Source organism: Mycobacterium sp. NPDC050041 (assembly GCF_049541695.1).
Taxonomy (GTDB): domain Bacteria; phylum Actinomycetota; class Actinomycetes; order Mycobacteriales; family Mycobacteriaceae; genus Mycobacterium.
The window spans coordinates 181,357-207,023 of the sequence record NZ_JBMVDG010000009.1 but is presented as its reverse complement, the minus strand read 5'-3'; the positions used below and the strand labels follow the sequence as shown (position 1 = coordinate 207,023).

At 70.1% G+C, this 25,667-nt stretch carries 22 protein-coding genes; 10 read left to right on the top strand and 12 right to left on the bottom strand.

All coding sequences use genetic code 11. The features are described from left to right. The first annotated feature begins 46 nt into the window (after positions 1 to 46). Entirely contained in the window at positions 47 to 1,402 is a 1,356-nt protein-coding gene (locus ACPCHZ_RS24215; protein ID WP_423487068.1) for an alpha/beta hydrolase, read from the top strand. A gap of 1 nt (position 1,403) precedes the next feature. Here the strand turns inward: ACPCHZ_RS24215 and ACPCHZ_RS24210 are convergent, their stop codons facing one another. Both ACPCHZ_RS24210 and ACPCHZ_RS24205 read right to left on the bottom strand, forming a co-directional pair. Next, positions 1,404 to 2,534, bottom strand: coding sequence for a hypothetical protein (locus ACPCHZ_RS24210; RefSeq protein ID WP_423487067.1), 1,131 nt, complete (start codon positions 2,532 to 2,534; stop codon positions 1,404 to 1,406). Beyond that, the gene (locus ACPCHZ_RS24205; RefSeq protein ID WP_423487066.1) at positions 2,531 to 3,850 is read right to left on the bottom strand and encodes a hypothetical protein; all 1,320 of its coding nucleotides are present in this window, start codon (positions 3,848 to 3,850) and stop codon (positions 2,531 to 2,533) included. Before ACPCHZ_RS24205 ends, ACPCHZ_RS24210 begins: the two co-directional genes overlap by 4 nt. Before the next feature lie 84 nt (positions 3,851 to 3,934). Between ACPCHZ_RS24205 and ACPCHZ_RS24200 the strand changes: the two genes are divergently transcribed. Then, the gene (locus ACPCHZ_RS24200) at positions 3,935 to 4,402 is read left to right on the top strand and encodes a hypothetical protein (protein WP_423487065.1); all 468 of its coding nucleotides are present in this window, start codon (positions 3,935 to 3,937) and stop codon (positions 4,400 to 4,402) included. Between the two features lie 3 nt (positions 4,403 to 4,405). On the opposite strand, the gene ACPCHZ_RS24195 is transcribed toward ACPCHZ_RS24200, so the two are convergent. From ACPCHZ_RS24195 to ACPCHZ_RS24185, 3 genes are all read right to left on the bottom strand, one after another. Next, positions 4,406 to 5,731 carry a CHAT domain-containing protein gene (locus ACPCHZ_RS24195; protein WP_423487064.1) on the bottom strand — a complete coding sequence of 442 codons (1,326 nt, stop codon included), beginning with the start codon at positions 5,729 to 5,731 and terminating at the stop codon, positions 4,406 to 4,408. Further along, positions 5,722 to 7,461 (bottom strand): hypothetical protein, encoded by a 1,740-nt coding sequence (locus ACPCHZ_RS24190; RefSeq protein ID WP_423487063.1) that lies wholly within the window; start codon positions 7,459 to 7,461, stop codon positions 5,722 to 5,724. The genes ACPCHZ_RS24195 and ACPCHZ_RS24190 overlap by 10 nt, the downstream gene beginning before the upstream one ends. Before the next feature lie 74 nt (positions 7,462 to 7,535). Continuing rightward, complete coding sequence (locus tag ACPCHZ_RS24185; RefSeq protein ID WP_423487062.1) at positions 7,536 to 8,003, bottom strand: lipoprotein LpqH; 468 nt, start codon at positions 8,001 to 8,003, stop codon at positions 7,536 to 7,538. Positions 8,004 to 8,126: 123 nt separating this feature from the next. On the opposite strand from ACPCHZ_RS24185, the gene ACPCHZ_RS24180 reads away from it, so the two are divergent. Genes ACPCHZ_RS24180 through ACPCHZ_RS24170 form a run of 3 tightly spaced genes read left to right on the top strand, consistent with a single transcriptional unit; the run spans position 8,127 to position 11,133 of the window. Next, positions 8,127 to 8,408: a hypothetical protein gene (locus tag ACPCHZ_RS24180; RefSeq protein ID WP_364980239.1), complete on the top strand. Its 282-nt coding sequence runs from the start codon at positions 8,127 to 8,129 to the stop codon at positions 8,406 to 8,408. A 3-nt stretch (positions 8,409 to 8,411) separates the two neighbouring features. Continuing rightward, complete coding sequence (locus ACPCHZ_RS24175; protein WP_423487061.1) at positions 8,412 to 9,632, top strand: winged helix DNA-binding domain-containing protein; 1,221 nt, start codon at positions 8,412 to 8,414, stop codon at positions 9,630 to 9,632. Between the two features lie 40 nt (positions 9,633 to 9,672). After that, positions 9,673 to 11,133: a flavin-containing monooxygenase gene (locus ACPCHZ_RS24170; protein WP_423487115.1), complete on the top strand. Its 1,461-nt coding sequence runs from the start codon at positions 9,673 to 9,675 to the stop codon at positions 11,131 to 11,133. A 6-nt stretch (positions 11,134 to 11,139) separates the two neighbouring features. On the opposite strand, the gene uvrA is transcribed toward ACPCHZ_RS24170, so the two are convergent. Next, positions 11,140 to 14,034, bottom strand: a complete 2,895-nt coding sequence (gene uvrA, locus ACPCHZ_RS24165) for an excinuclease ABC subunit UvrA (RefSeq protein ID WP_423487060.1) — start codon at positions 14,032 to 14,034, stop codon at positions 11,140 to 11,142. A gap of 120 nt (positions 14,035 to 14,154) precedes the next feature. Between uvrA and ACPCHZ_RS24160 the strand changes: the two genes are divergently transcribed. Continuing rightward, positions 14,155 to 14,832, top strand: a complete 678-nt coding sequence (locus ACPCHZ_RS24160) for an MBL fold metallo-hydrolase (protein ID WP_423487059.1) — start codon at positions 14,155 to 14,157, stop codon at positions 14,830 to 14,832. Beyond that, complete coding sequence (locus ACPCHZ_RS24155) at positions 14,822 to 15,322, top strand: DUF427 domain-containing protein (protein ID WP_423487058.1); 501 nt, start codon at positions 14,822 to 14,824, stop codon at positions 15,320 to 15,322. Before ACPCHZ_RS24160 ends, ACPCHZ_RS24155 begins: the two co-directional genes overlap by 11 nt. Before the next feature lie 6 nt (positions 15,323 to 15,328). Here ACPCHZ_RS24155 and ACPCHZ_RS24150 read toward each other — a convergent pair whose 3' ends face one another. From ACPCHZ_RS24150 to ACPCHZ_RS24130, 5 genes are all read right to left on the bottom strand, one after another. Beyond that, positions 15,329 to 16,636: a cytochrome P450 gene (locus tag ACPCHZ_RS24150; RefSeq protein WP_423487057.1), complete on the bottom strand. Its 1,308-nt coding sequence runs from the start codon at positions 16,634 to 16,636 to the stop codon at positions 15,329 to 15,331. 45 nt (positions 16,637 to 16,681) lie between these two features. Then, the gene (locus ACPCHZ_RS24145; RefSeq protein ID WP_264013418.1) at positions 16,682 to 17,128 is read right to left on the bottom strand and encodes a universal stress protein; all 447 of its coding nucleotides are present in this window, start codon (positions 17,126 to 17,128) and stop codon (positions 16,682 to 16,684) included. A gap of 248 nt (positions 17,129 to 17,376) precedes the next feature. Beyond that, on the bottom strand, positions 17,377 to 19,011 hold the full coding sequence (locus ACPCHZ_RS24140; RefSeq protein WP_423487056.1) for a UbiD family decarboxylase domain-containing protein: 1,635 nt from the start codon (positions 19,009 to 19,011) through the stop codon (positions 17,377 to 17,379). Positions 19,012 to 19,021: 10 nt separating this feature from the next. Then, the gene (locus ACPCHZ_RS24135; RefSeq protein ID WP_423487055.1) at positions 19,022 to 19,444 is read right to left on the bottom strand and encodes an SRPBCC family protein; all 423 of its coding nucleotides are present in this window, start codon (positions 19,442 to 19,444) and stop codon (positions 19,022 to 19,024) included. Positions 19,445 to 19,471: 27 nt separating this feature from the next. After that, positions 19,472 to 20,908 carry a UbiD family decarboxylase gene (locus ACPCHZ_RS24130; RefSeq protein ID WP_423487054.1) on the bottom strand — a complete coding sequence of 479 codons (1,437 nt, stop codon included), beginning with the start codon at positions 20,906 to 20,908 and terminating at the stop codon, positions 19,472 to 19,474. A gap of 204 nt (positions 20,909 to 21,112) precedes the next feature. Between ACPCHZ_RS24130 and ACPCHZ_RS24125 the strand changes: the two genes are divergently transcribed. Both ACPCHZ_RS24125 and ACPCHZ_RS24120 read left to right on the top strand, forming a co-directional pair. Beyond that, on the top strand, positions 21,113 to 22,651 hold the full coding sequence (locus tag ACPCHZ_RS24125; protein ID WP_423487053.1) for a glycosyltransferase family 39 protein: 1,539 nt from the start codon (positions 21,113 to 21,115) through the stop codon (positions 22,649 to 22,651). Between the two features lie 38 nt (positions 22,652 to 22,689). Further along, on the top strand, positions 22,690 to 23,358 hold the full coding sequence (locus ACPCHZ_RS24120) for a UdgX family uracil-DNA binding protein (protein ID WP_423487052.1): 669 nt from the start codon (positions 22,690 to 22,692) through the stop codon (positions 23,356 to 23,358). On the opposite strand, the gene ACPCHZ_RS24115 is transcribed toward ACPCHZ_RS24120, so the two are convergent. Continuing rightward, positions 23,340 to 24,197: an acyl-CoA thioesterase gene (locus tag ACPCHZ_RS24115; protein ID WP_423487051.1), complete on the bottom strand. Its 858-nt coding sequence runs from the start codon at positions 24,195 to 24,197 to the stop codon at positions 23,340 to 23,342. The genes ACPCHZ_RS24120 and ACPCHZ_RS24115 overlap by 19 nt on opposite strands. A gap of 87 nt (positions 24,198 to 24,284) precedes the next feature. Between ACPCHZ_RS24115 and ACPCHZ_RS24110 the strand changes: the two genes are divergently transcribed. Continuing rightward, complete coding sequence (locus ACPCHZ_RS24110) at positions 24,285 to 25,640, top strand: sensor histidine kinase (protein ID WP_423487050.1); 1,356 nt, start codon at positions 24,285 to 24,287, stop codon at positions 25,638 to 25,640. The last annotated feature ends 27 nt before the right edge of the window (positions 25,641 to 25,667 follow it).

Genomic DNA, 25,667 nt, shown 5'->3' with positions numbered 1-25,667 from the left:
CGTCTGACAGTGGACCCACAGCGGTCCCGAAGGATGGTCGGCCACGATGGCAGCCGTGACCCTGGCCGATTCGCTGCGCCACAACCTGTCGTTGATGCACGGGTGGATCCCGGTGACGGTGCAGATCCTCGCGGGCGTCGCGTTGTTGGCCGCGGTGAGCCGGCGGTCTCGGCGGTGGCGAATGACGTGGCTGCCGTGGGCGGTGTTCGTCGGGGCGACCCTCGCGGTGTGCGCGTACTGGTACGTCGCGGCCGAGGGACTGGCCGGCGAACCGGCGCCGCAATCACTGTGGCTGTGGACCGGCCTGTCCGGCGCCGCGGTCGCCGTGCTCGTCACCGGGTGGCGCGCCACCCGCTGGTGGCAGCGCGGGGTGGCGGTGCTCGCGGTACCGCTGTGTGCCCTGTCGGCGGCACTCGCGCTCAACCTGTGGGTGGGGTACTTCCCCACCGTCGGGGTGGCATGGAACCAGTTGACCGCGGGCCCGCTGCCCGACCAGACCGACCAGGTGACGGTCGCGGCGATGCAGCGGCAGGGCAAGATCCCGGCCAGGGGCACCGTCGTCACCGTCGACATCGCCGACACCGCTTCGGGTTTCCGGCATCGTGGCGAACTGGTCTACCTGCCGCCGGCCTGGTACGCCACCGATCCCCCGCCACCGCTGCCGACGGTGATGATGATCGGTGGCGAGTTCAACACGCCTGCGGACTGGCTGCGTGCGGGCGACGCGGTGAAGACCGTGGACGACTACGCCGCAGCGCACCGGGGTTTCGCGCCGGTGCTGGTGTTCGTCGATTCCGGCGGCACCTTCAACAACGACACCGAATGCGTCAACGGCAGCCGGGGCAACGCCGCCGACCACCTGACCAAGGACGTCGTGCCCTACATGGAGCATGCATTCGGGGTGAGCGCCGACCGCACCCGCTGGGGCATCGTGGGCTGGTCGATGGGCGGCACGTGTGCCGTCGACCTCAGCGTCATGCACCCCGAGATGTTCAGCGCGTTCGAGGACATCGCGGGAGACCTCGGACCGAATTCGGGCGACCGGCAGCAGACCATCGCGCGGCTGTTCGGTGGCAACGAGGCGGCGTGGGCCGACTGGGATCCCTCCACGGTGATCACCCGGCACGGCGGCTACAACGATGTGGCGGGCTGGTTCGACATCAACACCACGGCGAACGATCAACTGGCGGCGGCGAACTCGCTGTGCGGCCTGGGTACGGCGCACGGCATCGCGTGCGCGGTGCACGTCCAGCCCGGCAAGCACGACTGGCCGTTCGCCGCGCAGGCGTTCTCGGCGGCGCTGCCATGGCTGGCCGGACAACTCGAGACACCCGGATCGCCGCCGTGGCCCATGCCCGCGGCGGCGACCGGCGCGACGCACGTGCAGCCCGTCGCCCGCTGAGTCAGTAATCGGCCTCCGCGGTGAGGATCTCGGCGAGGAACGCGTCGGCACCGGGCCGCGCCAGCCGCCGCCGCGCCACCGCCCTTGCCCGGTCGCGGGTCTCCTGGGTCTCGTTCCCCGCGGCGGCCGGGCCTGCCCCCACCGACACCACCGTCGGCTGCCAGTCGTGGTCCCACGCCGCACCGGCCGACAACGCGACGCCGGCCCCGTCGTACAGCGGCACCGTCGCGTGGCCGTCGGCGTCCAGCGCACCCGTGCCAGACACCGGCCCCGACGACACCCGCACCGGCAGGCCGGCCGGAGAGGCCGCTCCGAGCAGCGCGGTCTGCACCTCCGCGCGAACCTGCTCCGCGGCCGGCCCGTCGCCGCTCACACTCCAGTACACCGAGTCCTCGGCCGCGTCGAAGACGCCGGGCGGCACCGCGCTCCAGATGATCGGGCCGACACCGCGGGCGATCACACCGGTGCCCGTCCCACGGGTGTCCGCGCCGGCCACCAGCGCGTAGTCGTCACGCCCGCCCGCGGGCACCGCGATGTCGGCGGCCGGAAGCGGCCATTCGAGGCCGGCGACCCCGAGGTCCTCCGCGAGTTCGGCGCAGCGGGCGACGATGTCGAGCACCCTCGGGTCACCCTCGCGCGCCAGTCCGGCCAGGTCGCCGACATGGGGTTGCAGGAATTCGGCGGCATCGCTGTCGACGGTGTCATCGGTGAAGAAGTCCTCGGCCGCCGCGGTCAGCAGGGCGATCTCGGCGTCGAGCAGCGCACGGTCGAGACCGGCGATGCCGTCGAGCCTGCTGGCCGGCCACCACCGGCGTAGCCAGTGGCCCACCGCCAACCGCCGCAGCGGCGCCACCGCGGCGGCGGGCATGTCCGCCTCGGCCACCTCGAGCAGTGCGCCGTCCTCGGGGCTGTCGGCAGCGGCCGCCAGCAGCGCCGCATGCCCGGTGTCGCCGACCACCCGCCACAGCCAGTCGGCGCGCGTGACGTCGGTGAACGCGACGTGCGCCGGGGCGTCCGACTCGTCGACCGGCCACGACAGCACCGCGCCGCTCACCTCGAGCACCGCGGTCAGCGGCGTGGCGACCGCGGGTGAACCGGTGCTCCAGAGCCCTTCTCCAGCAATGAGTCTCATGCGGCTGCCTGCACTTCCAACATGGCTTTGATGCGCTGCCGGTGGTCCAGGCTGACCGACCTGGCCACGCCTTCGAGCAGGGCCCGCACGTCATCGACGTCGTCGCACGGTTCCTGCCAGACGTCGCGCCCGTGCAACCTGGCCCACAACCGGCTGAGATAGGGCCGGGCGAACGCGGCGAGGTCGTCGACCACCTGCTGCTGGCGCGGGTGCAGTGGCGCGGTGTCCAGCAGGCACCGCCGGGCGTGCAGCACGTAGGCCTCCCTGCGCAGCCGGGCCTGGATCTGGGCCGCCAGGTCGTATCGCGTCGCCGCGCCGTCGTGCAGGGGCGACAGTTGCATCGCGATCTCGATACCGGCCACCAGCGCGGCCTGCTTGTCCTCGGCCATCAGGCCCCATGGCGCACAGGCGCGATCGACCTCCTCGGCGCACAGCAGCGGGATGTCGGGGAGTTCGTCGCGGTCCAGCGCCCGGCGCAGCGTGGCACGCACCCGGTCGAGCACGGTCCGGTCCAGCGGCCGGTCACTACCGGGATCCCCGCCGACCTGTGGTGGGCGTTGCGGCACCGACGACGACAGCCCGGCATCGACGATCGACCAGGGCAGGCCCGCACCGTCGCCGCGGGCCAGCGCACCGAGGTTGTGCGGTGTCGCATCGGCGATCAGCGCGGTCCACACCCGCTGCCGCGCAACCGCGGCACGGTGCCCCTCGGCGGGTCCGAGCACCGTGGTCAGCCCGCTGAGGAACGGTCCGGTGATCGCGTCGTCTGCCCGCACGTCGGCCCAGCTGCGCTCGAGCTGCTGGGTCAGCCGGGCCACCACCCGTGGATCGGCGGCGTAGCGGTTGAGCACCTCGATGCCGGTCCGGTCACGTTCGCCGTGCAGATCCGCCAGCACCGCACCCGCGGCCTGCACACCGTCGGCCTGCGGCGCGCCCCGAGTGACGGCCAGCTCGAAGCAGACCGGGAAGTACAGCTCCTGGGCGTTGCCCGCGGTGATGCGCAGCCGCCGCCGCTCGGCCTTGAGCAACGCGAACCATTCGGCAGCCGCGCGCAACCGGTCGGCCTGCCCGACGATCGCATCGTGCATCGCGGCCGCGACGTCGGCACTCACCACCGGGGCGGAGTACTCGGGATTGGCCCGCAGCCGCAGCACCAGTGGATCGAGGATGCGTTTCACGGTGCGCCGCAACGGCCCGCCGTCGTCGCCACTGAGCACCTCGACGCCGGGGCCGATCGCGCGCCATGCGCGGTCGACGACCGAGCGGCGCGGGTGCATCAGCGCCACCTGCGGCGCGGTCTCCGGGCTCGTGGTCATTGGCACAGGATAGGAGTTGTCGGCGATGAGGAACAGCGCAGAAGTTGGGTTCGGTAGCGCGTGTGGTGGCCGAACCTTCAATGCATGTCCACCACGTTGTTGATCCCGAGCGTCGGCGCCCTCTGTGTCGCCGTCGCTGCCATGTTGCTCCCCGCCGGATCGCGCCGCCCCGCCGGCTGCCGCTGCGCCGAAGCTCCCGCGGAGTCCGAGGAGCGTCTCATCTCGGTCGACGAGATCGACACGGTGTGTGCGGCATTCGATCAGATGCTGATCGACAAGGGGCTGCTCACCACCGACCAGTTCGACACCATCCGGCGCGGCACCAGGTCCCGCGGTGTGGTGACGGCCATGCGCACCACCGGGGAGGCACGCGAGGACTACCGCGAGGTGGAGCTCGACCTGATGGTCAGCAGGCGCGACGGCGGTCAGTTCCCGGTGCAGGAGACGACCCTGGTGCCCGCCAGCTCCCTGGACCGGGTGAGCCCGGGCAGTGTCATCGTCACCTACTACCGTGACGAGTCGTCGGTGGCGGTGTGCGTGCCACCGGCCTGACCGTCACCGGGTTCCGTCGACCGCGAAGGTGACCAGGGCGGCCCAGTACAGCGGGTGCGCACCGGCGTCGCCGTCGCGCCAGCGGCGCATCTGTTCGCGCTGCCAGCGGTTCACCGCGCACCCGGCGGCGTCCTCCTGATGTGCACGATCCACCGCGATGATCACCTCGGACATCGGATCCGCCGCTGCGGCAGGCTGATCGGCGGTGAACTGGCGGTAGCCGCGGGTGGTGGGCAGCGACCACAGCGTCGCCGTCACGGTCTGCGCACCGCCGAGGACCATTGCGGCCACCAGCCCGGTCGCCTCGTCGAACCGGTAGTCGGCTCCGGATGCGCACGCCAGCAACGCCACTCGCGGCGGCAGCGGCAACGCCGCGGTGATCATGTCGGCAGCGGTGAGCGGGTCGGCCTCGGCCAGGTGCAGCGCGGCGCGGTCGGCGCGGCCGCTGTCGTCGTCGGCGGCGGTCGCGTGGCCGACGAACACCAGCCGCCCGGGTTCGCGCCGCAGCTGCTCGGCCAGCCAGTGCCGGTCGGCGTCGGTCCGCCGGAACAGCTCCACCGCGCCTGCCACCTCGGGTAGCACCGGTCGCCGTCCCATCAGGTCGCCGAAGTGGGCGACCACGGGCAGCTCGCCGGACGGCCTGCCCAGCACCGATCCCAGCGCGGAGTCCGGACGCTGGCCGGGCACCCTCGGGTCGAGGACCAGCAGCACCGGAGCGTCACGGCGGTCTTCCCAGCGAGCCGGGAACCGGTGCGCCGCCACGATGTTGGGCGGCACCGTCATCAACACGTCGACGAGCTCCATCAGCCGGTGGCCGTCGGTGTGTTCGGTGACGTCGGTGAGCTGCCAGGGAATCCGGGCCGCCGTCGGACCGGTCCGCGTCATCGCCTCCGTCCGCGCGTGCACCAGCTCGCGGGCGGTCGGGCCCGACGTCGGCATGGCCAGCAGCCCCCACGGCACCCGCGCGAGCCGCGCGCTCGGCGAGACGAACAGCGTTGCCCGCGGGTCTGATACGCACTCGCTGAGCAGCTGCCAGGCCGGCGCGGCGATCAGCAGCACACCCAGGATGTAGGCGAGGGTCAGCTCGCCGCGCGGCGTGGCGAACGGGCTCCGCCGGACCGCGCGTTCGAGGGCGTCGCCCGCGGTCTCCCCCGCCCCGGCGTCCGGCAGCGCGTCGGCCAGTTCCTGCAGGGCGGCGAGCAGGATGGGCACCTCGACGACCCAGGTGACCGTCCGCTCGGGCCTGCCGACGATGCGCAGGCTGGCGTACGTGGCGATGCCGACGTCGGCGAACCGCAGCACCAGCCGGGGCGGCCCGGTCACGGCCATGTGCGCCACACCGGCTCGTCGGCAGTGACGGCGCGGCCGTACCGCTGCTGTGCGAGCGCGCGGTAGTGCGCGAGCACCGGCGCCGCGCCCGGCTCCATGACGAGCGGCGGCAGTGGACGCAGACGCAGCAGCGGATCACCACCCGGCGCAGGCGCCTGACCGCCTCCGGCCACCAACGCCGGCGCGTCGACGTCGTCGAGCGGCACCGCCACGGTCGCCGCGTCCGGCATCCCGGACCCGCCGGCGGCGTCCACGGCCACTGTGAATGCGCCTCGCGCGCTGTGGTATTCGATCAACTCGCTGAGCAGGGCGGTGTTCTCCCACTCCCAGACCACGGCGAAGGCGCCCGCCAGCATCGGCGCCGAGACGGTGGACGCCCACCGGTTGCGGGCATCGGGGTCGGCGAGTGCGTACCGCACCGAGTCGACAGCCAGCGCGGCGGGCACTTTCAGTTCGGCGGCCTGCTCCAGCTTCATCACGGCGCTGCGCTGCCGGTCGGCCGGTGCGTCGCCGTCGATGACGCCGAGTGAGGCGACGTGCCGCTTCTCGACCTCCTCCAGCGTGTCGTCCGGATCGCCCGCCGCGTCGAAGCCGAGATCGGCGAGCGCGTCGGCCCGCCACACCGTGCCCAGGTGGTCATCGAGGCGGGCGTACTGCAGCCAGCTGCTCCGGTTCGACGCGTCGAGCCAATCGCGGGCCTGCGCCACCAGCTCCACGGCCTCCGCGTAGCGGCCCCAAAAGATCGGTATCCAGCTGCGCTGCAGGATGATCCGGTGGATGCGCAGCGGCCTGCCCGACTCCCGCCAGTGCTGCTCGGCCCTGGTCCAGCAGTCGTCGGCGACCGCTAGTTCCCCGAGCGCCATGCGGGCGAACCCGTAGTACAGCAGGCAACGCGCGACGTCGTCGGCATGGGCGTGTTCGGCGAGCACCGGCTGCGCCTCGGTGATCAACTGTTCGGTGGCCTCGTGATCTCCGGCCGCCCATGCGGCGGCGGCGCGCTCGAGAACCGTTCTCGCCGAGGCCAAACGCCAGCCGCGGGCGTGGGCACGCGCCCCGGCCCGCTGCAGCCACGGCTCGGCCTCCGGCAGCCGCCCGGTCTCGACGCAGAACCGTCCGTAGCCGGTGCCACCGGTGACCAGCAGGTGATCGGCCGCCTCACCGTCACCGGGTCGCGCGATCGCTTCGAGGACGCGCTGCCACAATGGGATGGACTGCGCGTGCAGGTCGTCGTCGCACAGGGCTGCGGCGCACAGCATCAGTGCCCGGGCGCGAAAGTAGCCGAGCTCGTCGGCCAGGTCCGGATCGTCGGCCGTGGAGCCGTCCTCGGATTCGGCGGCGAATTGCTCGAGCTGCTCCGCGGCACGCTCGTGCTCGCCTGCCGCCGCCGCCAGTCCGATGTCGAGGTAACGGGCACGCCGGGTGTAGCGCGCCACCATCCGGCGGATGTCGGCGTCGGTCATCGTGACCGGAACGTCCGGCCCGTTGCCTTCGAGGATCGCCGCATAGACCGCAAGGCAGTCCCGGATCCGGCGCACGCATTCGGTCACGCCGTCCTCGGCGCCGCGGACCAGGTAGATCTCCCCCAGCTGGGCGAACACCTCGAGCATCAGGTCGTCGCGGTCGGCGCGCTCGATGTCCGGCATCAGCGACAGCAACAGGTCACGGGCCGCCGCCTCGTCTCCCGCGAAGGTGAGCGAGCGGGCCTGCGCCAGACCGGAGCCGATGGTCACGGTCGAATCATAGGGAAGCGGCGGGCGCGCCAGGCCGAATAGCCCAGCACGCCCGCCGCAGCGGTGCGGACGATTCAGCTGCACGTCACCGTGACGGTGAACGGCTTGGAGATCATTCCGGCCATCGGGTTCTTCATGTCGGCGCCGCTGGCCTCGCCGCTGATGGTGTAGGTGTCGCCGTCGACCTTCACCTCCGCCGAGCCGACCTTGGCGCCCATCATGTTGTTGACGGCCAGCGCGTTCCCGTCGACGACCAGCCCGAGGGTCTCGACCTTCGGGGTGGCCTCGTCGGTCATCACGATGCCGAGGCCCTGCTGGCCGCCTACGGCGCCGCTGCCCACGGTGATCTTCCCGCCCTGCTTCACGCACGTGACCGAGTTGGTGTCGAGACCGGCGAGGTCATTTCCTTCGACCTTCACCTCGGTGCTGCCACCGTTGCTCACCTGCGTGCCCGGCGCGGCGGCCGGCTTGTCGTCCGAACAACCCACCAGCACAGCGGTGGCTGCGGCCAGACCGATCACACCAGCGACAACTCGCTTCATCGTTTTTCTCCCTCATTCGCGCGCCGCCCCGATGGCGTCGTCGTGGCACAAGTGAAATCCGGCCGCATCGCTACCGATCCCAACTACCTCGGACCGTCGGCATCGCCGAGTACGGTGACCACCATGTCCGACGAATCCACCCCCGAGCCGGAAACCGCTGCCCCGCCGCCGCCTCCGCCGCCGGCAGAGGCCCTCGACACCGGCTACACGCCCGGCGGTGTGCCGACGTTCGACGCGGTACGGGAAAAGATCGAGAACCGGTTCGGCACATCGGTCGGCGCCTCCGAACTGGCGGCCGAGACCCCCGAGGGCCGTGCGGCCGACGAACTCTATGAGGAGCGTCAGCGGGCCGCGGCCGAGCGGCTGGCGCAGATCCGGGAGTCGATGCGCTCCGAATCCGATTGACCGTTGCGCTCGTTCACGCCCGACGAACGACGGGCCAGACTCGCGCGGCGACACTTCTTCTGTCCCGGTGACGCCGCGGCCTCCGGCGCCGACGTCGCGGCCCGGCTGATCGGGCTGCACGCCACCGACCCGGCCACCCCGTACCTCTCGCTGTGGGCCCGGATCCCCGGGTTCGCCGTCGCCGATCTGCAGCGCGACCTCTACGACGAGCGGACGCTGCTCAAGCACCTCGCGATGCGCCGGACACTGTGGGTGATCCGGGCGACCGACCTGCCTGCAGTGCAGTCCGCGGCCAGTGACCGGGTGGCCGCCACCGAGCGCAGGCGGTTGATCGCCGACGCCGAGAAGGCGGGGCTGCCGCCCGACGGCGAGACCTGGCTCGACACCGCTTGCGCCGCGGTGCTGGCCCACCTCGCCGAACACGGCGCCACCAGCGCGCGCGATCTGCGCATCGCCCTGCCCGAGCTCGCAGGCCGGTACGACTACGCGCCCGGTCGACCGTGGGGCGGTGAGAGTCCTCTCGCACCAAGGGTTCTCACGGTCCTCGGTGTGCGAGGCGACATCGTCCGCGGGCCCAACGACGGCACATGGACGGCCAGCAGGCCACGCTGGACGCCGGCAGCGGACTGGCTGGGCTCCGTCGGCGACCCCGTCCCGGCAGCTGCGGCGGCCGCGGATCTGGTCCGGCGCTGGTTGTACGCGTTCGGCCCCGCGACGCTGACCGACGTGAAGTGGTGGTTCGGGAACACCCTGACATGGGCGCGCGCCGCGCTGCGCGACGTCGGCGCCGTGGAAGTGGGACTCGGGGACGACGGCGGTGCCGACACCACGGGCTGGGTGCTGCCCGACGACCTCGAACCCGAACCTCCTGCGCCACCGTGGGCAGCGCTGCTTCCCGGCCTCGACGTCACCTCGATGGGGTGGTTCGACCGCTCCTGGTATCTCGGCGACCACCGGCCCCACGTCTTCGACAGCAACGGCAACGCCGGCCCCACCGCATGGTGGGACGGTCGCATCGTCGGCGGGTGGGGGCAGGATTCCGACGGCCGGGTGGTGTTGCATCTGCTCGACGACCTCGCGCGGGACGGCCGCCTCGCCCTCGAGCGCCGGGCCGCCGAACTGACCGAGTGGCTGGCCGGCGTCCGGATCAGCCCGCGCTTCCCGTCGCCACTCATGAGAGCCGGTCGGCGCGAAGTCCCGTCCAGTCGTACTACCGGCCGGTAACCTACCGTCTCGTGGACGAGGAGGTCTCGACGTGACTCATGTGGCGATCGCCATCATCGGCAGCGGCTTCTCCGGACTCGGCGCGGCGATCCGCCTCGACGAGGCCGGCCATCGCGACTTCCTGGTGTTCGAGCGCGGCGACGACGTCGGCGGAACCTGGAGGGACAACACGTATCCGGGCGCTGCTTGCGATGTCCCGTCACATCTGTACTCGTACTCGTTCGCCCTCAACCCGGACTGGACGCGGTCGTTCTCCACCCAGCCGGAGATCGAGAGCTATCTGCGCGGCGTGGCGCAGCGCGCGAACGTGCTCGACCGGCACGTCTTCGGATGCGAGGTGCGCCGGACGGCGTGGAACGCCGAGAGAAACCACTGGGAACTGGCGACCGCCAAGGGCGCCTACACCGCCGACATCCTGATCGCGGGATTCGGCTCGCTCGCCGAGCCGTCGCTGCCCGCCATTCCGGGCATCGAGTCCTTCGCAGAGGCGGGTGGCGACCTGTTCCACTCCGCCCAGTGGGATCACGACACCGATCTCGCCGGCAAACGCGTCGCGGTCATCGGCACCGGCGCGTCGGCCATCCAGATCGTGCCTGCGATCGTCGACCGGGTCACCCACCTCGACGTCTACCAGCGCACGGCGCCGTGGCTGCTGCCCCGCTTCGACCGCGCATTCACCGCACCCGAGCGGTGGGCGTTCCGCAATGTGCCGGGCTTCCTGCGGCTGGCTCGCGCGGGGATCTATGCCGGCCGGGAGACGCAGGTGGTCGGGCTGGCCAAGAACCCGAACCTGATGAAGGGTTTCGAGCTGATCTCGCGGTCCAAGATCCGCAGCGAGATCAAGGATCCGGAGCTGCGGCGCAAGGTGACGCCGAACTTCCGGATCGGCTGCAAGCGCATGCTCATCTCCAACGACTGGTATCCCGCACTCGACCGCGACCACGTCGACCTGATCACCGACGGCATCGAGCAGATCGACGGCCGCCGGATCGTCACCGCCGACGGCACGTCGCGCGAAGTCGACGCCCTGGTGGTGGCCACCGGCTTCCACGTCACCGATTCACCGATGTTCGACACGGTCTGCGGCGCAGACGGTGCGAGCCTGACGCAGAAATTCACCGACAAGGGGATGCGCGCCTACAAGGGCACCACGATCGCCGGATACCCGAACATGTTCGTGCTGGTCGGTCCGAACACCGGCCTGGGCCATAGCTCGATGGTCTACATGATCGAGTCGCAGATCAACTACGTCGTCGACGCCGTCACCACCATGCGCCGCCGCGGCCTGCGCACCGTCGAGGTCAAGCAGCACGCCCTGGACACCTACAACGACCGGCTGCAGAAGGCGCTGGCGGGATCGGTGTGGATGAACGGCAAGTGCGCGAGCTGGTACCTCGACGCGCACGGCAACAACACCACGCTGTGGCCGGACTTCACCTTCCGGTTCCGGCGCCAGACCCGGCAGTTCGACCTGGACGCCTACGAGACCACGCCCGCCTGACGGCGGTCAGGCACTCACCTTGCGCCGCTTGCGCGTCGGGGCGGGCAGGTCGAGCATCTCCGCCAGGAAGTGGCCGGTGTAGCTGTCGCGGTTCGCCGCGACCTCCTCGGGCGTCCCCTGCGCCACGACGGTGCCGCCGCCCGCGCCGCCTTCGGGACCCATGTCGATGATCCAGTCCGACGTCTTGATGACGTCGAGGTTGTGTTCGATGACGATCACCGAATTGCCCTTGTCGACGAGGCCGTTGATGACCTTGAGCAGCTTGCGGATGTCTTCGAAGTGCAGGCCCGTGGTCGGCTCGTCGAGGATGTACACCGTGCGCCCGGTGGACCGCTTCTGCAGTTCGGCGGCCAGCTTGACGCGCTGCGCCTCACCACCGGAGAGGGTCGGCGCGGGCTGCCCGAGCCGCACATAGCCCAGACCGACGTCCACCAGGGTCTTGAGGTACCGGTGGATCGAGCTGATCGGTTCGAAGAACTCCGAGGCGTCCTCGATGGACATGTCGAGCACCTCGGACACCGTCTTGCCCTTGTAGTGCACCTCGAGGGTCTCCCGGTTGTACCGGGCGCCGTGGCACACCTCGCACGGCACGTAGACGTCGGGCAGGAAGTTCATCTCGATCTTGATCGTGCCGTCGCCCGAACACGCCTCGCAGCGGCCGCCCTTGACGTTGAACGAGAACCGGCCCGGCTGGTAGCCGCGGACCTTGGCCTCGGTGGTGGCCGCGAACAGGGTGCGGATCTTGTCGAACACGCCGGTGTAGGTGGCCGGGTTGGACCGCGGAGTCCGTCCGATCGGCGACTGGTCGACCCGCACCAGCTTGTCGAGCTGGTCGACGCCGTTGATCCGGGTGTGGCGGCCCGGCACCTGCCGGGCCCCGTTGAGCTTGTTCGCCAGCACCGAGGCGAGGATGTCGTTGACGAGCGTCGACTTCCCTGACCCCGAGACACCGGTGACCGAGGTGAGCACGCCCAGCGGGAACGACACGTCGATGTCGTGCAGATTGTGCTCACGGGCGCCGACGACGGTGAGCTGCCGCTTCCGGTCGATGGGCCGCCGCAGCGCCGGGACCTCGATGCTCTCCTTGCCCGACAGGTAGGCGCCGGTGAGCGATTCGGGATTGTTCAGGAGGTCGGCGTAGGAGCCGCTGTGCACGATGCGGCCGCCGTGCTCGCCCGCAGCCGGGCCGATGTCGACCACCCAGTCGGCGTGGGCGATGGTGTCGAGGTCGTGCTCGACGACGATGAGGGTGTTGCCGAGGCTCTTGAGCCGCAGCAGCGTGTCGATCAGCCGGCGGTTGTCCCGCTGGTGCAGGCCGATGGACGGCTCGTCCAGCACGTAGAGCACGCCGACGAGGCCCGACCCGATCTGCGTGGCCAGCCGGATCCGCTGCGCCTCACCGCCGGACAGGGTGGCCGCCGCCCGTGACAGCGACAGGTAGTCCAAGCCCACGTCGAGCAGGAAGCCCAGCCGCGACTGGATCTCCTTGAGCACCTGTCCCGCGATGGCCTGCTCGCGATGCCCGAGGGTGAGCGCGTTCAGGAAGTCGGCGCAATCGCCGATCGACAGTTCGGCCACCTCGGCGATCGACTTCGCCCCGTGGTCGCCGGCGGCCATGGTGACGGCCAGGATCTCCGGCTTCAGCCGGGTGCCCTCGCAGACCGGACACGGCACGTCGCGCATGAATCCCTCGTAGCGCTCCTTCATCTGCTCCGAGTCGGTCTGCTCCATCCGGCGCTGCAGGAACGCCATCACGCCCTCGAAGTCCGCGTAGTAGGACCGGGTGCGGCCATACCGGTTGCGGTAGCGGACGTGCACCTGCTCGTCGCAGCCCTCGAGGATCGCCCGGCGCGCCTTGGCGGGCAGCTTCTTCCACGGGGTGTCGACGTCGAAGCCCATCGACTCGCCGAGACCGGCCAGCATCCGGGTGAAGTACTCGGCCGTCTGCCCCATCGACCACGGTGCGATCGCGCCCTCGGCGAGGGTCATGTCCGGATCGGGGATGACCAGGTCGGGGTCGACCTCCTTGCGGATGCCGAGGCCGGTGCACTCCGGGCAGGCGCCGTAGGGAGAGTTGAAGGAGAACGACCGCGGCTCCAGGTCGTCGACGGCGAGCGGGTGTCCGTTCGGGCACGCCAGCTTCTCCGAGAAGCGCTGCTCGCGGTGCGGGTGGTCGTCGTCGCGGTCGACGAACTCCAGCACCAGGATGCCGTCGGCGAGACCGAGCGCCGTCTCCACCGAGTCGGTGAGCCGCTGCTTGGCGGTGGACTTGACGGTGAGGCGGTCGACCACCACCTCGATGTCGTGCTTCTCCTGCTTCTTCAGCTTCGGGGGGTCGGTCAGCGGATACACCACGCCGTCGACCCGCACCCTGCTGTAGCCCTGCGTGTTGAGCTTGTCGAACAGGTCGACGAACTCGCCCTTGCGGGTGCGCACCACCGGGGCCAGCACCTGAAACCGCAGCCCCTCGTCCATCGCGAGCACCTGGTCGACGATCTGCTGGGGCGTCTGACGGGCGATGCGCTCACCGCAGACCGGGCAGTGCGGGGTGCCGGCCCGGGCATAGAGCAGCCGCAGGTAGTCGTACACCTCGGTGATGGTGCCCACGGTCGACCGCGGGTTGCGGTTGGTGGACTTCTGGTCGATCGACACCGCGGGAGACAGGCCCTCGATGAAGTCGACGTCCGGCTTGTCCATCTGCCCGAGGAACTGGCGTGCGTAGGCCGACAGCGACTCGACGTACCGGCGCTGGCCCTCGGCGAAGATGGTGTCGAACGCCAACGACGACTTGCCCGAGCCCGACAGGCCGGTGAACACGATGAGGGCGTCGCGCGGCAGGTCAAGGTCCACACTGCGCAGGTTGTGCTCGCGAGCACCCTTGACGATCAGGCGGTCAGCCAACGGTTCTCTCTCCCATTCCGTCTGTGTCGCGGACCCGCATGACACAGCTCAAGCCCATGCTATGTGCCCGGTCCGACAACCCGCCCGGACGGCGGCCGGTGGTCGGATACCGTTGCGGTCATGACTGCCATCGACGACGACTACACCGGTCACGTGGAACCCCAGACCGCCGCCAAGCGCACGCTGCCTGGCGCCACGATCATCAAGATGTCGGTGGGCCCGATGGACAACAACAGCTACCTCATCACGTGTTCCCGCACCGGCGAGTCGTTACTCATCGACGCCGCCAACGATGCCGACCTGCTGACCGAACTGGTGGAGATGCAGGCGCCGAACCTCTCGCTGATCGTCACCAGCCACCAGCACTTCGACCACTGGCAGGCGCTGTCCGACCTCGTCGACATCACCGGCGCGCCCACCGCGGCCCACCGGCTGGACGCCGATCCGCTGCCGGTGCGGCCCGACCGGTTCATCGACGGCGGCGACACCATCGAGATCGGTGACCTCACCTTCGACGTGATCCACCTGCGCGGGCACACGCCGGGCTCGGTGGCGCTGGCGCTGAGCGGACCCGCCGCCGGCGACAGCGTGCAACTGTTCACCGGTGACTGCCTGTTCCCCGGTGGCGTCGGCAAGACGTGGCAGCCCGGCGACTTCGAGCAGTTGCTCGGCGACGTCACCAGCCGGGTCTTCGACGTCTACCCCGACACCACCACGGTGTACCCCGGCCACGGCGACGACACGGTGCTCGGCACCGAGCGGCCGCACCTCGGCGAGTGGCGCGAACGTGGCTGGTAGGCCGACCCCGGACAGGCCGCTGCCCGGCCAGGAGTCGGTGTGGGACTACCCGCGGCCGCCGCGGCTCGAGGAGTTCCCGGGCCGGATCACCGTCGAGCTGGGCGGCGAGACCGTCGCGTCCACCAACCGTGGCTGGCGGGTGCTGGAGACCAGCCACCCGCCCACCTATTACCTGCCCATCGACGACTTCCGTCCCGGCGCGCTGCGGGCCGCCGACGGCGCGTCGTGGTGCGAATGGAAGGGCCACGCCCGCTACTACGACGTCGTCGGCGGCGACCGGGTGACGCCGCGGGCCGCGTGGACCTACCCCGAGCCGACCGCGGGATTCCGCCCACTCGCCGGCGCGGTGGCGGTGATGGCGGCGCAGATGGACCGCTGCACCGTCGACGGCGAAGAGGTGTCCCCGCAGCCGGGCGGCTTCTACGGCGGCTGGATCACCAGCCGGGTGGCCGGCCCGTTCAAGGGCGTGCCCGGCTCGATGGGCTGGTAGGACGCGTCAGGCGGGCGGGGTCCAGGCCACCGGCAGCCGCTTGATGCCGTGCACGAACGCCGACCGCAGGATCGCCGGTTCCCCGGTGGCGACGATGTCGGGCACCTGGCGGTGCAGCTCTCCGAACAGCATCCGGACCTCGCGGCGCGCGAGGTTCGCACCGAGGCAGAAGTGGGCGCCGCCCGCGCCGTAGCCGATGTGCGCGTTCGGCGAACGGGTGACGTCGAAGTACCAGGGGTTGTCGAAGACCCGTTCGTCACGGTTGGCCGAGCAGTACCACATGGACACCTTGTCGCCGGTCTTCATCTGCACGCCGCTCAACTCGACGTCGCGGGTCAGATTGCGGCGCATGTACATGATCGGTGAACCCCAGCGGACGATCTCCTCGACCGCGGTGGGTGCGACGTTGTCGAAGTCCGACCACCAGGTGCGGCGCTGATCCGGATACCGGGTGAGGGCCACCATGCCGTGACTGATGGCGTTGCGTGTGGTCTCGTTGCCTGCCGCGCACAGCAGGATGAAGAACGAGGCGATCTCCGTCGAGGACAACCGCTCGCCGTTGACCTCGGCCAGCACGAGGTTCGTGGTCAGGTCGTCGCCGGGCCGGGACCGCCGGTCCTCGGCGAGCTGCATGCCGTAGCCGGCCAGTTCGGTGGCCACCGAGACGATCTCGTCGAAGTCGCCGGACGCCTCGTCGTCGCCGATCCCCATGATCATCGACGTCCAGTGGAAGACCTTTTCCTCGTCTTCGTCCGGGATCCCCATCATGTCGCAGATGATCTGCAGCGGCAGAGGTGCGGCCACCTCGGCGACGAAGTCGGCGCTGCCGTCGGGGTGTGCGGCGATCATGTCGTCGATCAGGCGGCGGGCCCGCTCCGCCACGCTGGCCTCGATCCTCGCCAGCATCTTGGGCGTGAAGGCCCGATTGACGATCGAGCGCAGGCGCTGATGGCGCGGATCGTCCAGCGTGATCATCGAGCCGAAGAACTCCGAGATCTCCGGCGCCTGGTCGCCCAGTGACGTGCTCGTCGGGCTGGAGCTGAAGAGGTCGGGGTGGCGGCTGGCGAAGTGCACGTCGGCGTGCGACGTCAGCGCCCAGTGCCCGGCGCCGGTCGGGAAGCCCGGGAACTGCGGCGCCTCGAAGAAGGTGATCGGCGACTCCCGCCGCAGGGTGGCGAACGCGCCGTCACGGCGATCGTCGTCCCACGACCAGAAGTCGAGCGACCCGAGGTCGATGTCGCGCAGCGGCACCTCGGGTGGCGGAGCGCCGTTCTCCCGCGGAGAAAGGCCGATCGGGCTGACCGTAGACGTCATCGTTGACCTCCTCGACAGCCCGATTGTCACACGGGGAGGCGGCCCCTAGGGGGTGGTGTGCACAATCAGCACGTCGGTCTTGGACCGGCGCGCGACGTTGGCGGGCACCGATCCGAGCAGCCGGCCCGCGATGGTGCTCAGACCGACGTTGCCGACGACGAGCAGGTCGGCGTTGACTTCTTCGGCGAGTTCGACGAGGGCGTCGACGGGGGCGCCGACGATGGCCTTCTCCTCGATGTTCTCGGCGCCTGCGGCCTTCGCACGGTCGCGCGCCTCACGCAGGATGGCGTAGATGGGGGCGTTGCCCGACATCTTGTAGCCCTCGTCCTTGAGCACGTCAGCGGCCCGCTGGTCTTCGCTCTGCGGGAAGTACGCCGTCGACACGATCAGCTTCGCACCCGACCCGGCGGCGATCTGGCCGGCGCGGTCCACCGCGCGCAACGAGGAATCCGAACCGTCGGTGCCGACCACCACGGTCTGATAGGCGCTCATCCATGTCCTCCAAGTGTCAGTTGCATCGCCGCCACCCGAGACAGTAACCCGCGCCGCCGTGGAATCGGTGCGATTCACGACACCCGGCGATGGCGTCCGGTCCCGGCGTCAGCCGTTCTACCGGCACTGATGTTAGTCACCCGGCGTTGCGCACCGCGCCATACGGTGACCAACGCGACCCACTGCCCCGCCGCTGCGGCGAACTCGCATCCGCGGACCCGACGTGATCCAGGTCATCACAACGAGTTTCACGTCTCCCGGTGGCGGGGATCGAAATTGGACGACGGCGCCTCCCCGACGTCGACGGCAAAGTCGGTGTCGGAGAACGTGTAGCGGTACCACGGTTCGTCACCGCAGCGGCCCAGTTGGGGCCGCAGATTGCTGAACGCCCCGTAGACCACCTTGTAGGGCTGGCCGTTGTACTGCTGCAGGATCTCCTTCCAGGTCCGCGGCGCCGCGCGGATGAAGTCGCCCATGTCGGCGGTCAGGTCCTCCTCGGACATCACCACGACGTCGGGTGGCGGATCACCGAGTTCGAACACCGTGCTCCGGTCGAAATGCGAGCGCACGAATTTCGGACTGATCGGGATGGTGCAGTCCAAACCGATCTTCGACGCGGTGCCGGGCGCCGCGTCCTCGGCGATCATCGGGTCGACCGTCATCGTGTTGCCGTTCGGGATGGTCACCGTGTCGAGATGCGGCATGTACCGGAACGCCATCGCGAACTGCACCGCGTTGTCGTCCCAGATGTCGACGTCCTCGTCGAACACCATCGCGATCTTCGGGAGCCCCTGCTTCGAGCACGTCAGCATCACCCCGAGCGCCTGCTTCGAGTCGCCGGCACCGCGCGGCCTGATCTTCGCGTAGACGATGTTGGACAGCCCACCCAGTGGCGCGCGGACCTCCTTCACGTCGATTCCCGCCACCGCGAGGCCGCCGTACAGATCGGACTCGATCATCGGCAGCTGCAACATGTTGTCGGTGTACCAGGGGTGTTTTCCGCCGATCGTCGCGTGCTGGAAGATGCCACCGCTGCGGAAGGTCATCGCCTTGACCACCGCGCGGTAGTTCGCCTTGATCCCGCCGCCGTACATGCCGGTGAACTCGCCGTAGGGGCCCTCGTCGTGCGTCAGCCCCTCCGTCGCCATCAGTTCGCACTCGAGCACGATCTCCGCGTTGGCCGGCACCAGGAGGTCGATGGTCTCGCACTGCACCAGCTTCGCGGGATGACCGTAGAAGCTGCCGAGCACCTCGAAGTCGTCGGTACCCGGTGGCACGCCGGTCAGTGCGGCCACCTTGTCCACCAGCGGCCCGCCCAGGACGATCGCGAGTTCGAGGTTGTGCCCCTTGGCCTGTGCCGCTTGGGCATTCAGGCGGGCCCGGTGTGACGTGCACGTCATGTCGAACATCTTCTCGGTCCTGGTCCGGAACATACTGCGGTAGATGCCCCAGTCGTAGACACCGGTGTCCGGGTGCTTGCTCACCACCAGGTTGTCGTTCGTGTACGCGTGGCCGTCACGATCGTGGTGCAGGAACAGCGGCAGCCGGGTCAGGTCGACGTCGTCGCCGGTGAGGATGACCTCCTTGCACGGTGCGGTGTCGACGACCTCGGGCTTGATCCGGCCCTTGCCGAGCTCGACCATCCGCCGGCCGGTCTCACTCTTCTCGCAGCCCAGCGCCCACGCCGTCTGGTCCTGATTCGAGTACGCGTTGGCCAGGAACTGGAATTCGCAGTCGGTGACGTGCTCGACCAGCACCGCGGTCAGCGGGTTGGCCTCCATCACCGCGGGCAGCTCGTCCACCCGCTTCTCGTCGGTGATGCGGACCAGCATCCCCGCCTTCTCCATCTCGTCGACGAACTCGCTCAGGCTCTGCTGGGGCATGACGCGTTCCTCACTCGAATGCCGGTGCGGCGTCGCCGGTCTCGACGTAGTCCCGCAGGTGGTGCAGCAGCACGCCCCATGTCGTGTTGCACTTGCGGAAGTTGCCGTGGGTGCCGGGCCAGCCGGCGTGGACGTGCTCGACGAGCGTGCGGCCGTCGTCGGTTCCGGTCAGCGTGAACGTGGCAGTGGTCCCCACCGAGTCGCCGGGACCGCGGGTACACCGCCACTCGACCAGGCGTGGCGAGTCGGAACTGACGATCTCCCAACCGAATTCGGGGTGATCCGCGAAGCGGAACACCCATTCGGCACCCACCTCACCGGTGCCCTCGGCCGCAGGGGTGTGCCACCCGGCCACGCCGTCGCGGGTGGTCAACGCCTCGAACACGCGCTCCGGTGCCGCGGCGATCTTGATCTCGTGATGGATCTCGGGCATCGAGAGGCCTTTCGTCTCTGCGGGTGATCAGGGCGCCAGTTCCGGGAAGTCGTAGTCGCGCCATCCCGGGACGTCGGCCACTTCTGTGAAGTGGCCGACGAATTCGGCGCCGTGCTCGGCGAGGGCGGGACCGCAGGCGTCGCCGGCGATCTTCACCACCGTGCCGTACGGGTAGGTCGCGTCGATACCGAGTGCGGATCCGGTGCGGCGGTCGGGCTCCAGGGATTCGTCGAGCGTCGGATCCAGCGGCCCTCCGGGCAGTCCGTCGACGATGATCACGTCACGCGCCGGCTGGGAGCGGAACGCGATGGCCCACTCGACCTCACCCGGATCCTGGACGTCGATGTCGGGGTCGACGACGATCACCGTCTTGGGCCGGACGTTCGAGCCCATCGCGGTCAGGATGGCGTTGCGCGCCTCACCGGTGAACCGCGGGCGCATCGCCATCACCACCCGGAAGTTCACTCCTCCCGACGGCGGGATCGCCACCCGTTCGATCGTCGGGAACGTCGCCTGCATCGACTTGAGGAACGACGCCTCGAACGCCAACTGCTTGAGGACGTGGTTCTCGGTGGTCGGCTTGCCGGTGAGCAGCGCCTGGAAGTACGGGTCGTTCCGGTGGGTCAGAGCCAGCGGACGCGCGATCGGCTTCATCGAACCCGGCGTGTAGTACCCGGTGTACTCCCCCAGCGGACCCTCGAACACGGTCTCGGTGAAGTCCACCTCGAACTCGATGACGAACTCGGCGCGCGCAGGCACCTCCAGATCGATGGTGCGGCAGCGCACCAGTTCGACGGGCGCGCCGCGCAGGCCGCCGGCCACCTCGAAGTCATTGGTGTTCTCGGGCACCTGGATGGGGCCGGTATAGGCGAGCATCGGATCGACGCCGATCACCAGCGCGGCGCGAAACGTCTTGTCGCCACGGGCGACCGCCTTGGCGAGATGCTTGCCGAAGCGGTGGTTGGGCATCGCCAGGAACGACAGCGTGCGGTAGTCGATGACCTCGAACCGGTAGTGCCCGATGTCCGGCACGCCGGTGTCGGGGTCGCGGCTCACCACGATGCCCGGCGTGATGTAGGGGCCGCCGTCGTCGGGGCTGTAGCGGGGCACCGGCAACGTCGTCAGGTCGATGTCGTCGCCCAGGATCACGTTCTCGTGCACGGGGGCGTCCTCGACCACCACCGGCGGGATCCGCCGGCCCAGTCCCTCGAGGATGTGCGCCATCACGGCGTCCTCGTCGCAGCCGTACGCGATCAGCGCCTTGGCCCGCGAGTTGTACACCCCGCCGACCAACGGGAATCGGGTTCCGTTGTCCCGGAACACGACGGCGGGGCCGCTGACCGACGCGCTCTTGCGCATCGCCTTGGACACCTCGAGTTCGAGTGCGACGGGCCGGGTGACGTCGATCAACTCGCCTCGGGACCTCAGTGCATCGAGGAACTCCCGGAAATCCTGGAACGGCATCGCGCGGTGCCCCACTCCTGTCGCCCCGAATCCCCAGCAAAGACATGCAGGACCTTACTGGGGCACCGCGGTCGGTGGGCACTTTCGGCGGTGATGCCCAGCAGACGCCGCTGCGGGCGACGCACCGGGAGCGGACGGACGGGCGAACGGGAATCCGCCGGGTTACGGTTTTGCCGGTCGTCGAGAGGGTAACGAGTCGAGCGCGTGGATCTGTCACTGAAACCGGAGCGTCGTGAGGACGCCCGTCGAGCACTGCGAGCCGGTCGGTTCGACCCCCTGGCGGTGGCGTTGTTCACCGGCGTGGTGAGCGCTGCGGGCGCCGCCCGGCCGTCGCTGTGGTTCGACGAGGCGGCGACGATCTCTGCCGCGACGAGGCCGGTGGCGGATCTGTGGCGGCTGCTGCACAACATCGACGCGGTGCACGGCCTCTACTACCTGCTCATGCACGGGTGGTTCGCCGTGTTCCCGGCAACCGAGTTCTGGATTCGGTTCTCGAGCTGCCTGGCCGTGGCGGGTGCGGCGGCGGGCGTGGTGGTGCTCGCCAGGCAGTTCTCCGGCCGGACGGCGGCGGTCTGCGCGGGGATATGTTTCGCGATCCTGCCGCGCGTCACCTGGGCGGGGATCGAGGGCCGGTCCTACGCCCTGTCGGCACTGGCCGCGGTCTGGGTGAGCGTGCTTCTCGTCGGGGCCGTCCGCCGAAGGCGCCGCTCGTGGTGGGCGGTCTACTCCTGCGCGCTGATCCTGTGCACGGTGCTGAACGTTTTCCTGGTGCTGCTCGCGCTGGTGCATGCGGTTCTGCTGGCCGTGCTCGCTCCCCGGCGCGCCGCGGTGCTCGGCTGGCTGGCGGCCACCGCTGCAGCGGTGCTGGCGGTGGCACCGTTCCTCATCTACTGCCGCACGCAGATCATCCAGGTGCGGTGGATCGCTCCCCTGAGCACCGACACCGTGGTCGAGATCGCCGAGGAGCAGTACTTCGACCACAGCGTTCCGTTCGCGGTCCTCGCCGGCCTCACGCTCGCGGCTCCGGTGGTGCTGCGGCGGGTCCGGCTGATGACCGACGGCGACCGGCGGCTGGCCGTCCTTGCCGCCGCGTGGATCGCGCTCCCGACCGCGGTGTTGGTGGCCTATTCGGCGCTGGCCGGACCGATCTACTATCCGCGCTACCTGACCTTCACCGCACCGGCGATGGCGCTGCTGCTCGGCGTGTGTGTCACCACCGTCGGCCGCAGCCGCGAGCGGATCACCGCGTGGCTGGCGGTGTTCGCGGTGGCCGCCACACCGAACTACGTGTTCGTCCAGCGCGGGCCGTATGCCAAGGAGGGCATGGACTTCAGCCAGGTCGCCGACGTCGTCTCCGCCCATTCGCGACCGGGCGACTGCCTGGTGCTGGACAACACCACCGACTGGCTGCCCGGCCCGATCCGGCCGCTGACCGCCGCACGTCCGGCGGCCTATGCACAGCTGGTCGATCCCGGGCGAGGCCGGCGTGCCGCAGAGCGGGGTTGGCTGTGGGACACCCACCTCGGCATCCGGGGCGTCGCCGACCGCATCCGCGAGTGCACCGTGCTGTGGACGGTCTCCGAGCGCGACGAGACGGTGCCCGACCGCGAGTCGGGGGCGGCGCTGGAACCGGGGCCGCGGCTGGGCGGGGCGCCGGCCTACCGGGTGCCGGAGCGGATGGGTTTCCACGTCGTCGAGCGCTGGCAGTTCAGCTTCGCCCAGGTGACCAAGTCGACCCGGTAGCCCGATAGAACTCCGTAGAGGCGGGTAGTCCTGCCGACATGGCCGCTCGTCCACCCGGCGCTCAGGAGTTCGTCCCCGCCACCGCCGATCTCGCGGTGCTCGCCGAGGCAGCCCAGGGCTGCAAGGGCTGCGACCTGTACCTCGACGCCACCCAGACCGTCTTCGGGGCGGGCAGCAAAGCGGCGACGATGATGCTGGTCGGCGAACAACCCGGCGACCAGGAGGACCGGGCGGGTGCGCCGTTCGTGGGTCCGGCAGGCAAGCTGCTCGACCGGGCGCTCGTCGCCGCCGGAATCGACCGCGACGCCGTCTATGTGACCAACGCCGTCAAGCACTTCAAGTTCACGCTGCCCGAGCGGGGCACGCGCCGGATCCACAAGACGCCCAGCCGCACCGAGGTGGTGGCCTGCCGCCCGTGGCTGATCACCGAACTCGATGCCGTCGAACCCGATGTGGTGGTGCTGCTCGGCGCCACCGCCGCGAAGGCATTGTTGGGCAACGACTTCCGCGTCACGGCCCACCGCGGCGAGGTGCTGCGCCTGCCGCCGTCGACCACCGGCCTGGACGTCGACCCGCAGGTCGTCGCCACCGTGCACCCGTCATCGGTGCTGCGAGGCCCGCCCGAGGACCGCGAGAAGGCGTTCGAGGGCCTGACCGCCGACCTGCGGGTGGCCGCAGGCCTGCTGGATCAGGCTCGGCCGAAGTAGACCTCCTGGGTCACCGTGCACAGCAGTTCGCCGCCGCGGTTGAACATCGTCGCGGTGGCCAGCCCGCGACCGTCCACACCGCTCGGCGAGACCTGATCGGAGAGGATCCAGTCGGACAGCCGGGGCGGCCGGTGGAACCACATCGCGTGGTCGATCAGCGCGTTGAACACACTGGTCTGCGTGGTGCGCCGCATCGTCATCGTGGTCTCGAGCACGGTGGTGCCCGAGACGTAGACGAGCAGCGCGGTGTGGATCAGCGGGTCGGCCCCGGCCAGGATGTCCGCGTCGCCCGCCGGTCGCCACCACATCCGGATCCGCGGCGACGGCTCAGGGAGGTCGAGCGCGAGCCGCGGCGGCGGGTCGGCGTAGCGAAGGTCGAACGGCTGCGGCCGCACCCAGTAGCCGTTCACCTCCTCGGCGTAGGGCCGCAGCTGCTCCTGGATCGGCGTCAGGTCCTCGGGCGCGGGCACCTCGGGCAGCGGCTGGTGATACTCCAGGCTGTCCACCGGCGTGGTGAAGGAGGCGAGTGCCTCGAGCAGCACCTTGCCGTCCTGGCGGCCCGTCAGCCGCCGCGTGGCCAGCGTGCCGCCGTCGCGCAGCCGGCTCACCTCGAACTCCACCGGGTAACGGGCGTCGCCCGCACGCAGCAGGAAGACGTGGAAGCTGTGCGGTAACCGGCCGGTCGCCGCTCTTCCCGCGGCGACCAGCGCCTGACCGGCGATGTGGCCACCCACGATGTGGTGGTGGGCGTTGTCGAGCTGCGTGGCGAGGAACGCGTCCTCACCCACCTGCGCGACGTCCAGGGTGTCGACGATGTCGGCCAGCTGCGGGGACTGCACCGGGGCATCATGCCCGACGCCGCGCGGCGCGGCTCACCGCCGCCTCCCGGTCAGGCAAGATGACCACGTGGACGGACAGGGTCGCTGATGCGTGTCGATGACCGCATCTACCGGCTGCTGCGATCGCCGATGCCGGTGTTGTCCCTGCGCACGATCGTGATCGTCGCCGCGGTGTCGGTGGCCGCACTGGTGATCACCCTCGGGGTGTGGGTGTGGGTCGGCGTCACCAACGACCAGTACAGCCAGCTCGACCGGCAGCTCGACTCCGTGAGCAGCCTGGGCGACATCAGCACGCTGCTCAACCCGCAGCCGCTGCCCACCGGGGGAACGATCCCGAACGGCACCCTGATCCGGACCGCCCGCATCAGCGGCGTCACGCTGTCGGTGCCCCGCGAGACCGTGCTGCCCCAGCTGCCGGACGGCTACGCCGACACCACGATCGACGGCGTCGAGTACCGGGTGCGCACCTTCACTGCCGGGCCGGCGTCGATCGCCCTCGGCGCGCCGCTGGCCGAGACGCAGAAGCGGATCGATCAGCTGCACCTTCGGGTACTGCTCATCTGCGGCGGCGTCCTCACCGCCACCGTGGTCGTCGTCTGGGTGATGTGGCTGATCATGATCAACCCGTTCCGGCTGCTCGCCGAGCAGGCCCGGGCCATCAATGCCCAGTCCAATCCCGACGAGGTGCAGGTGCGTGGCGTGTGGGAGGCCGTCGAGATCGCCGAGGCTGTCGAGGGCATGCTGGCACGCATCGGGGACGAGCAGGCACGCACCAAGGCGGCGCTCGAATCGGCGCGCGACTTCGCCGCCGTCGCCTCACACGAACTGCGGACACCGCTGACCGCGATGCGCACCAACCTCGAAGTGCTCGCCACGCTGGAGATGACCGACGATCAGCGCGCAGAGGTCATCGGCGACGTGATCCGGACCCAGAGCCGCATCGAGGCCACCCTGACCGCGCTGGAGCGGCTGGCACAGGGTCAGTTGATGACCGCGGCGGACCATGTGCCCGTCGACGTCACCGAACTCCTCGACCGGGCCGCCCACGACGCGGTGCGCAGCTACCCGGGACTGGATCTGTCGCTGGTGCCGTCGGCGCCCGTGCACATCCTGGGCCTGCCCGCCGGCCTGCGCCTCGTGGTCGACAACGCCATCGCCAATGCCGTCAAACACGGCAAGGCGACCGAGATCCGCTTGAGCGCACTACGTTCCGGCGACAACGTGGAGATCGCCATCGACGACAACGGCGCCGGCGTGCCCGAGCAGGAACGCACGCTGGTGTTCGAACGGTTCTCCCGCGGGTCGACCGCCTCGCGGTCGGGGTCGGGCCTTGGTCTGGCACTCGTCGCGCAGCAAGCCGAGCTGCACGGTGGGACAGCGTCTTTGGAGACAAGCCCAATGGGTGGCGCCCGGCTGCTGCTGAAGCTGCCCGCGGTGCGCTGAGCCGGATCCGCCGAAATCGCCACGGCG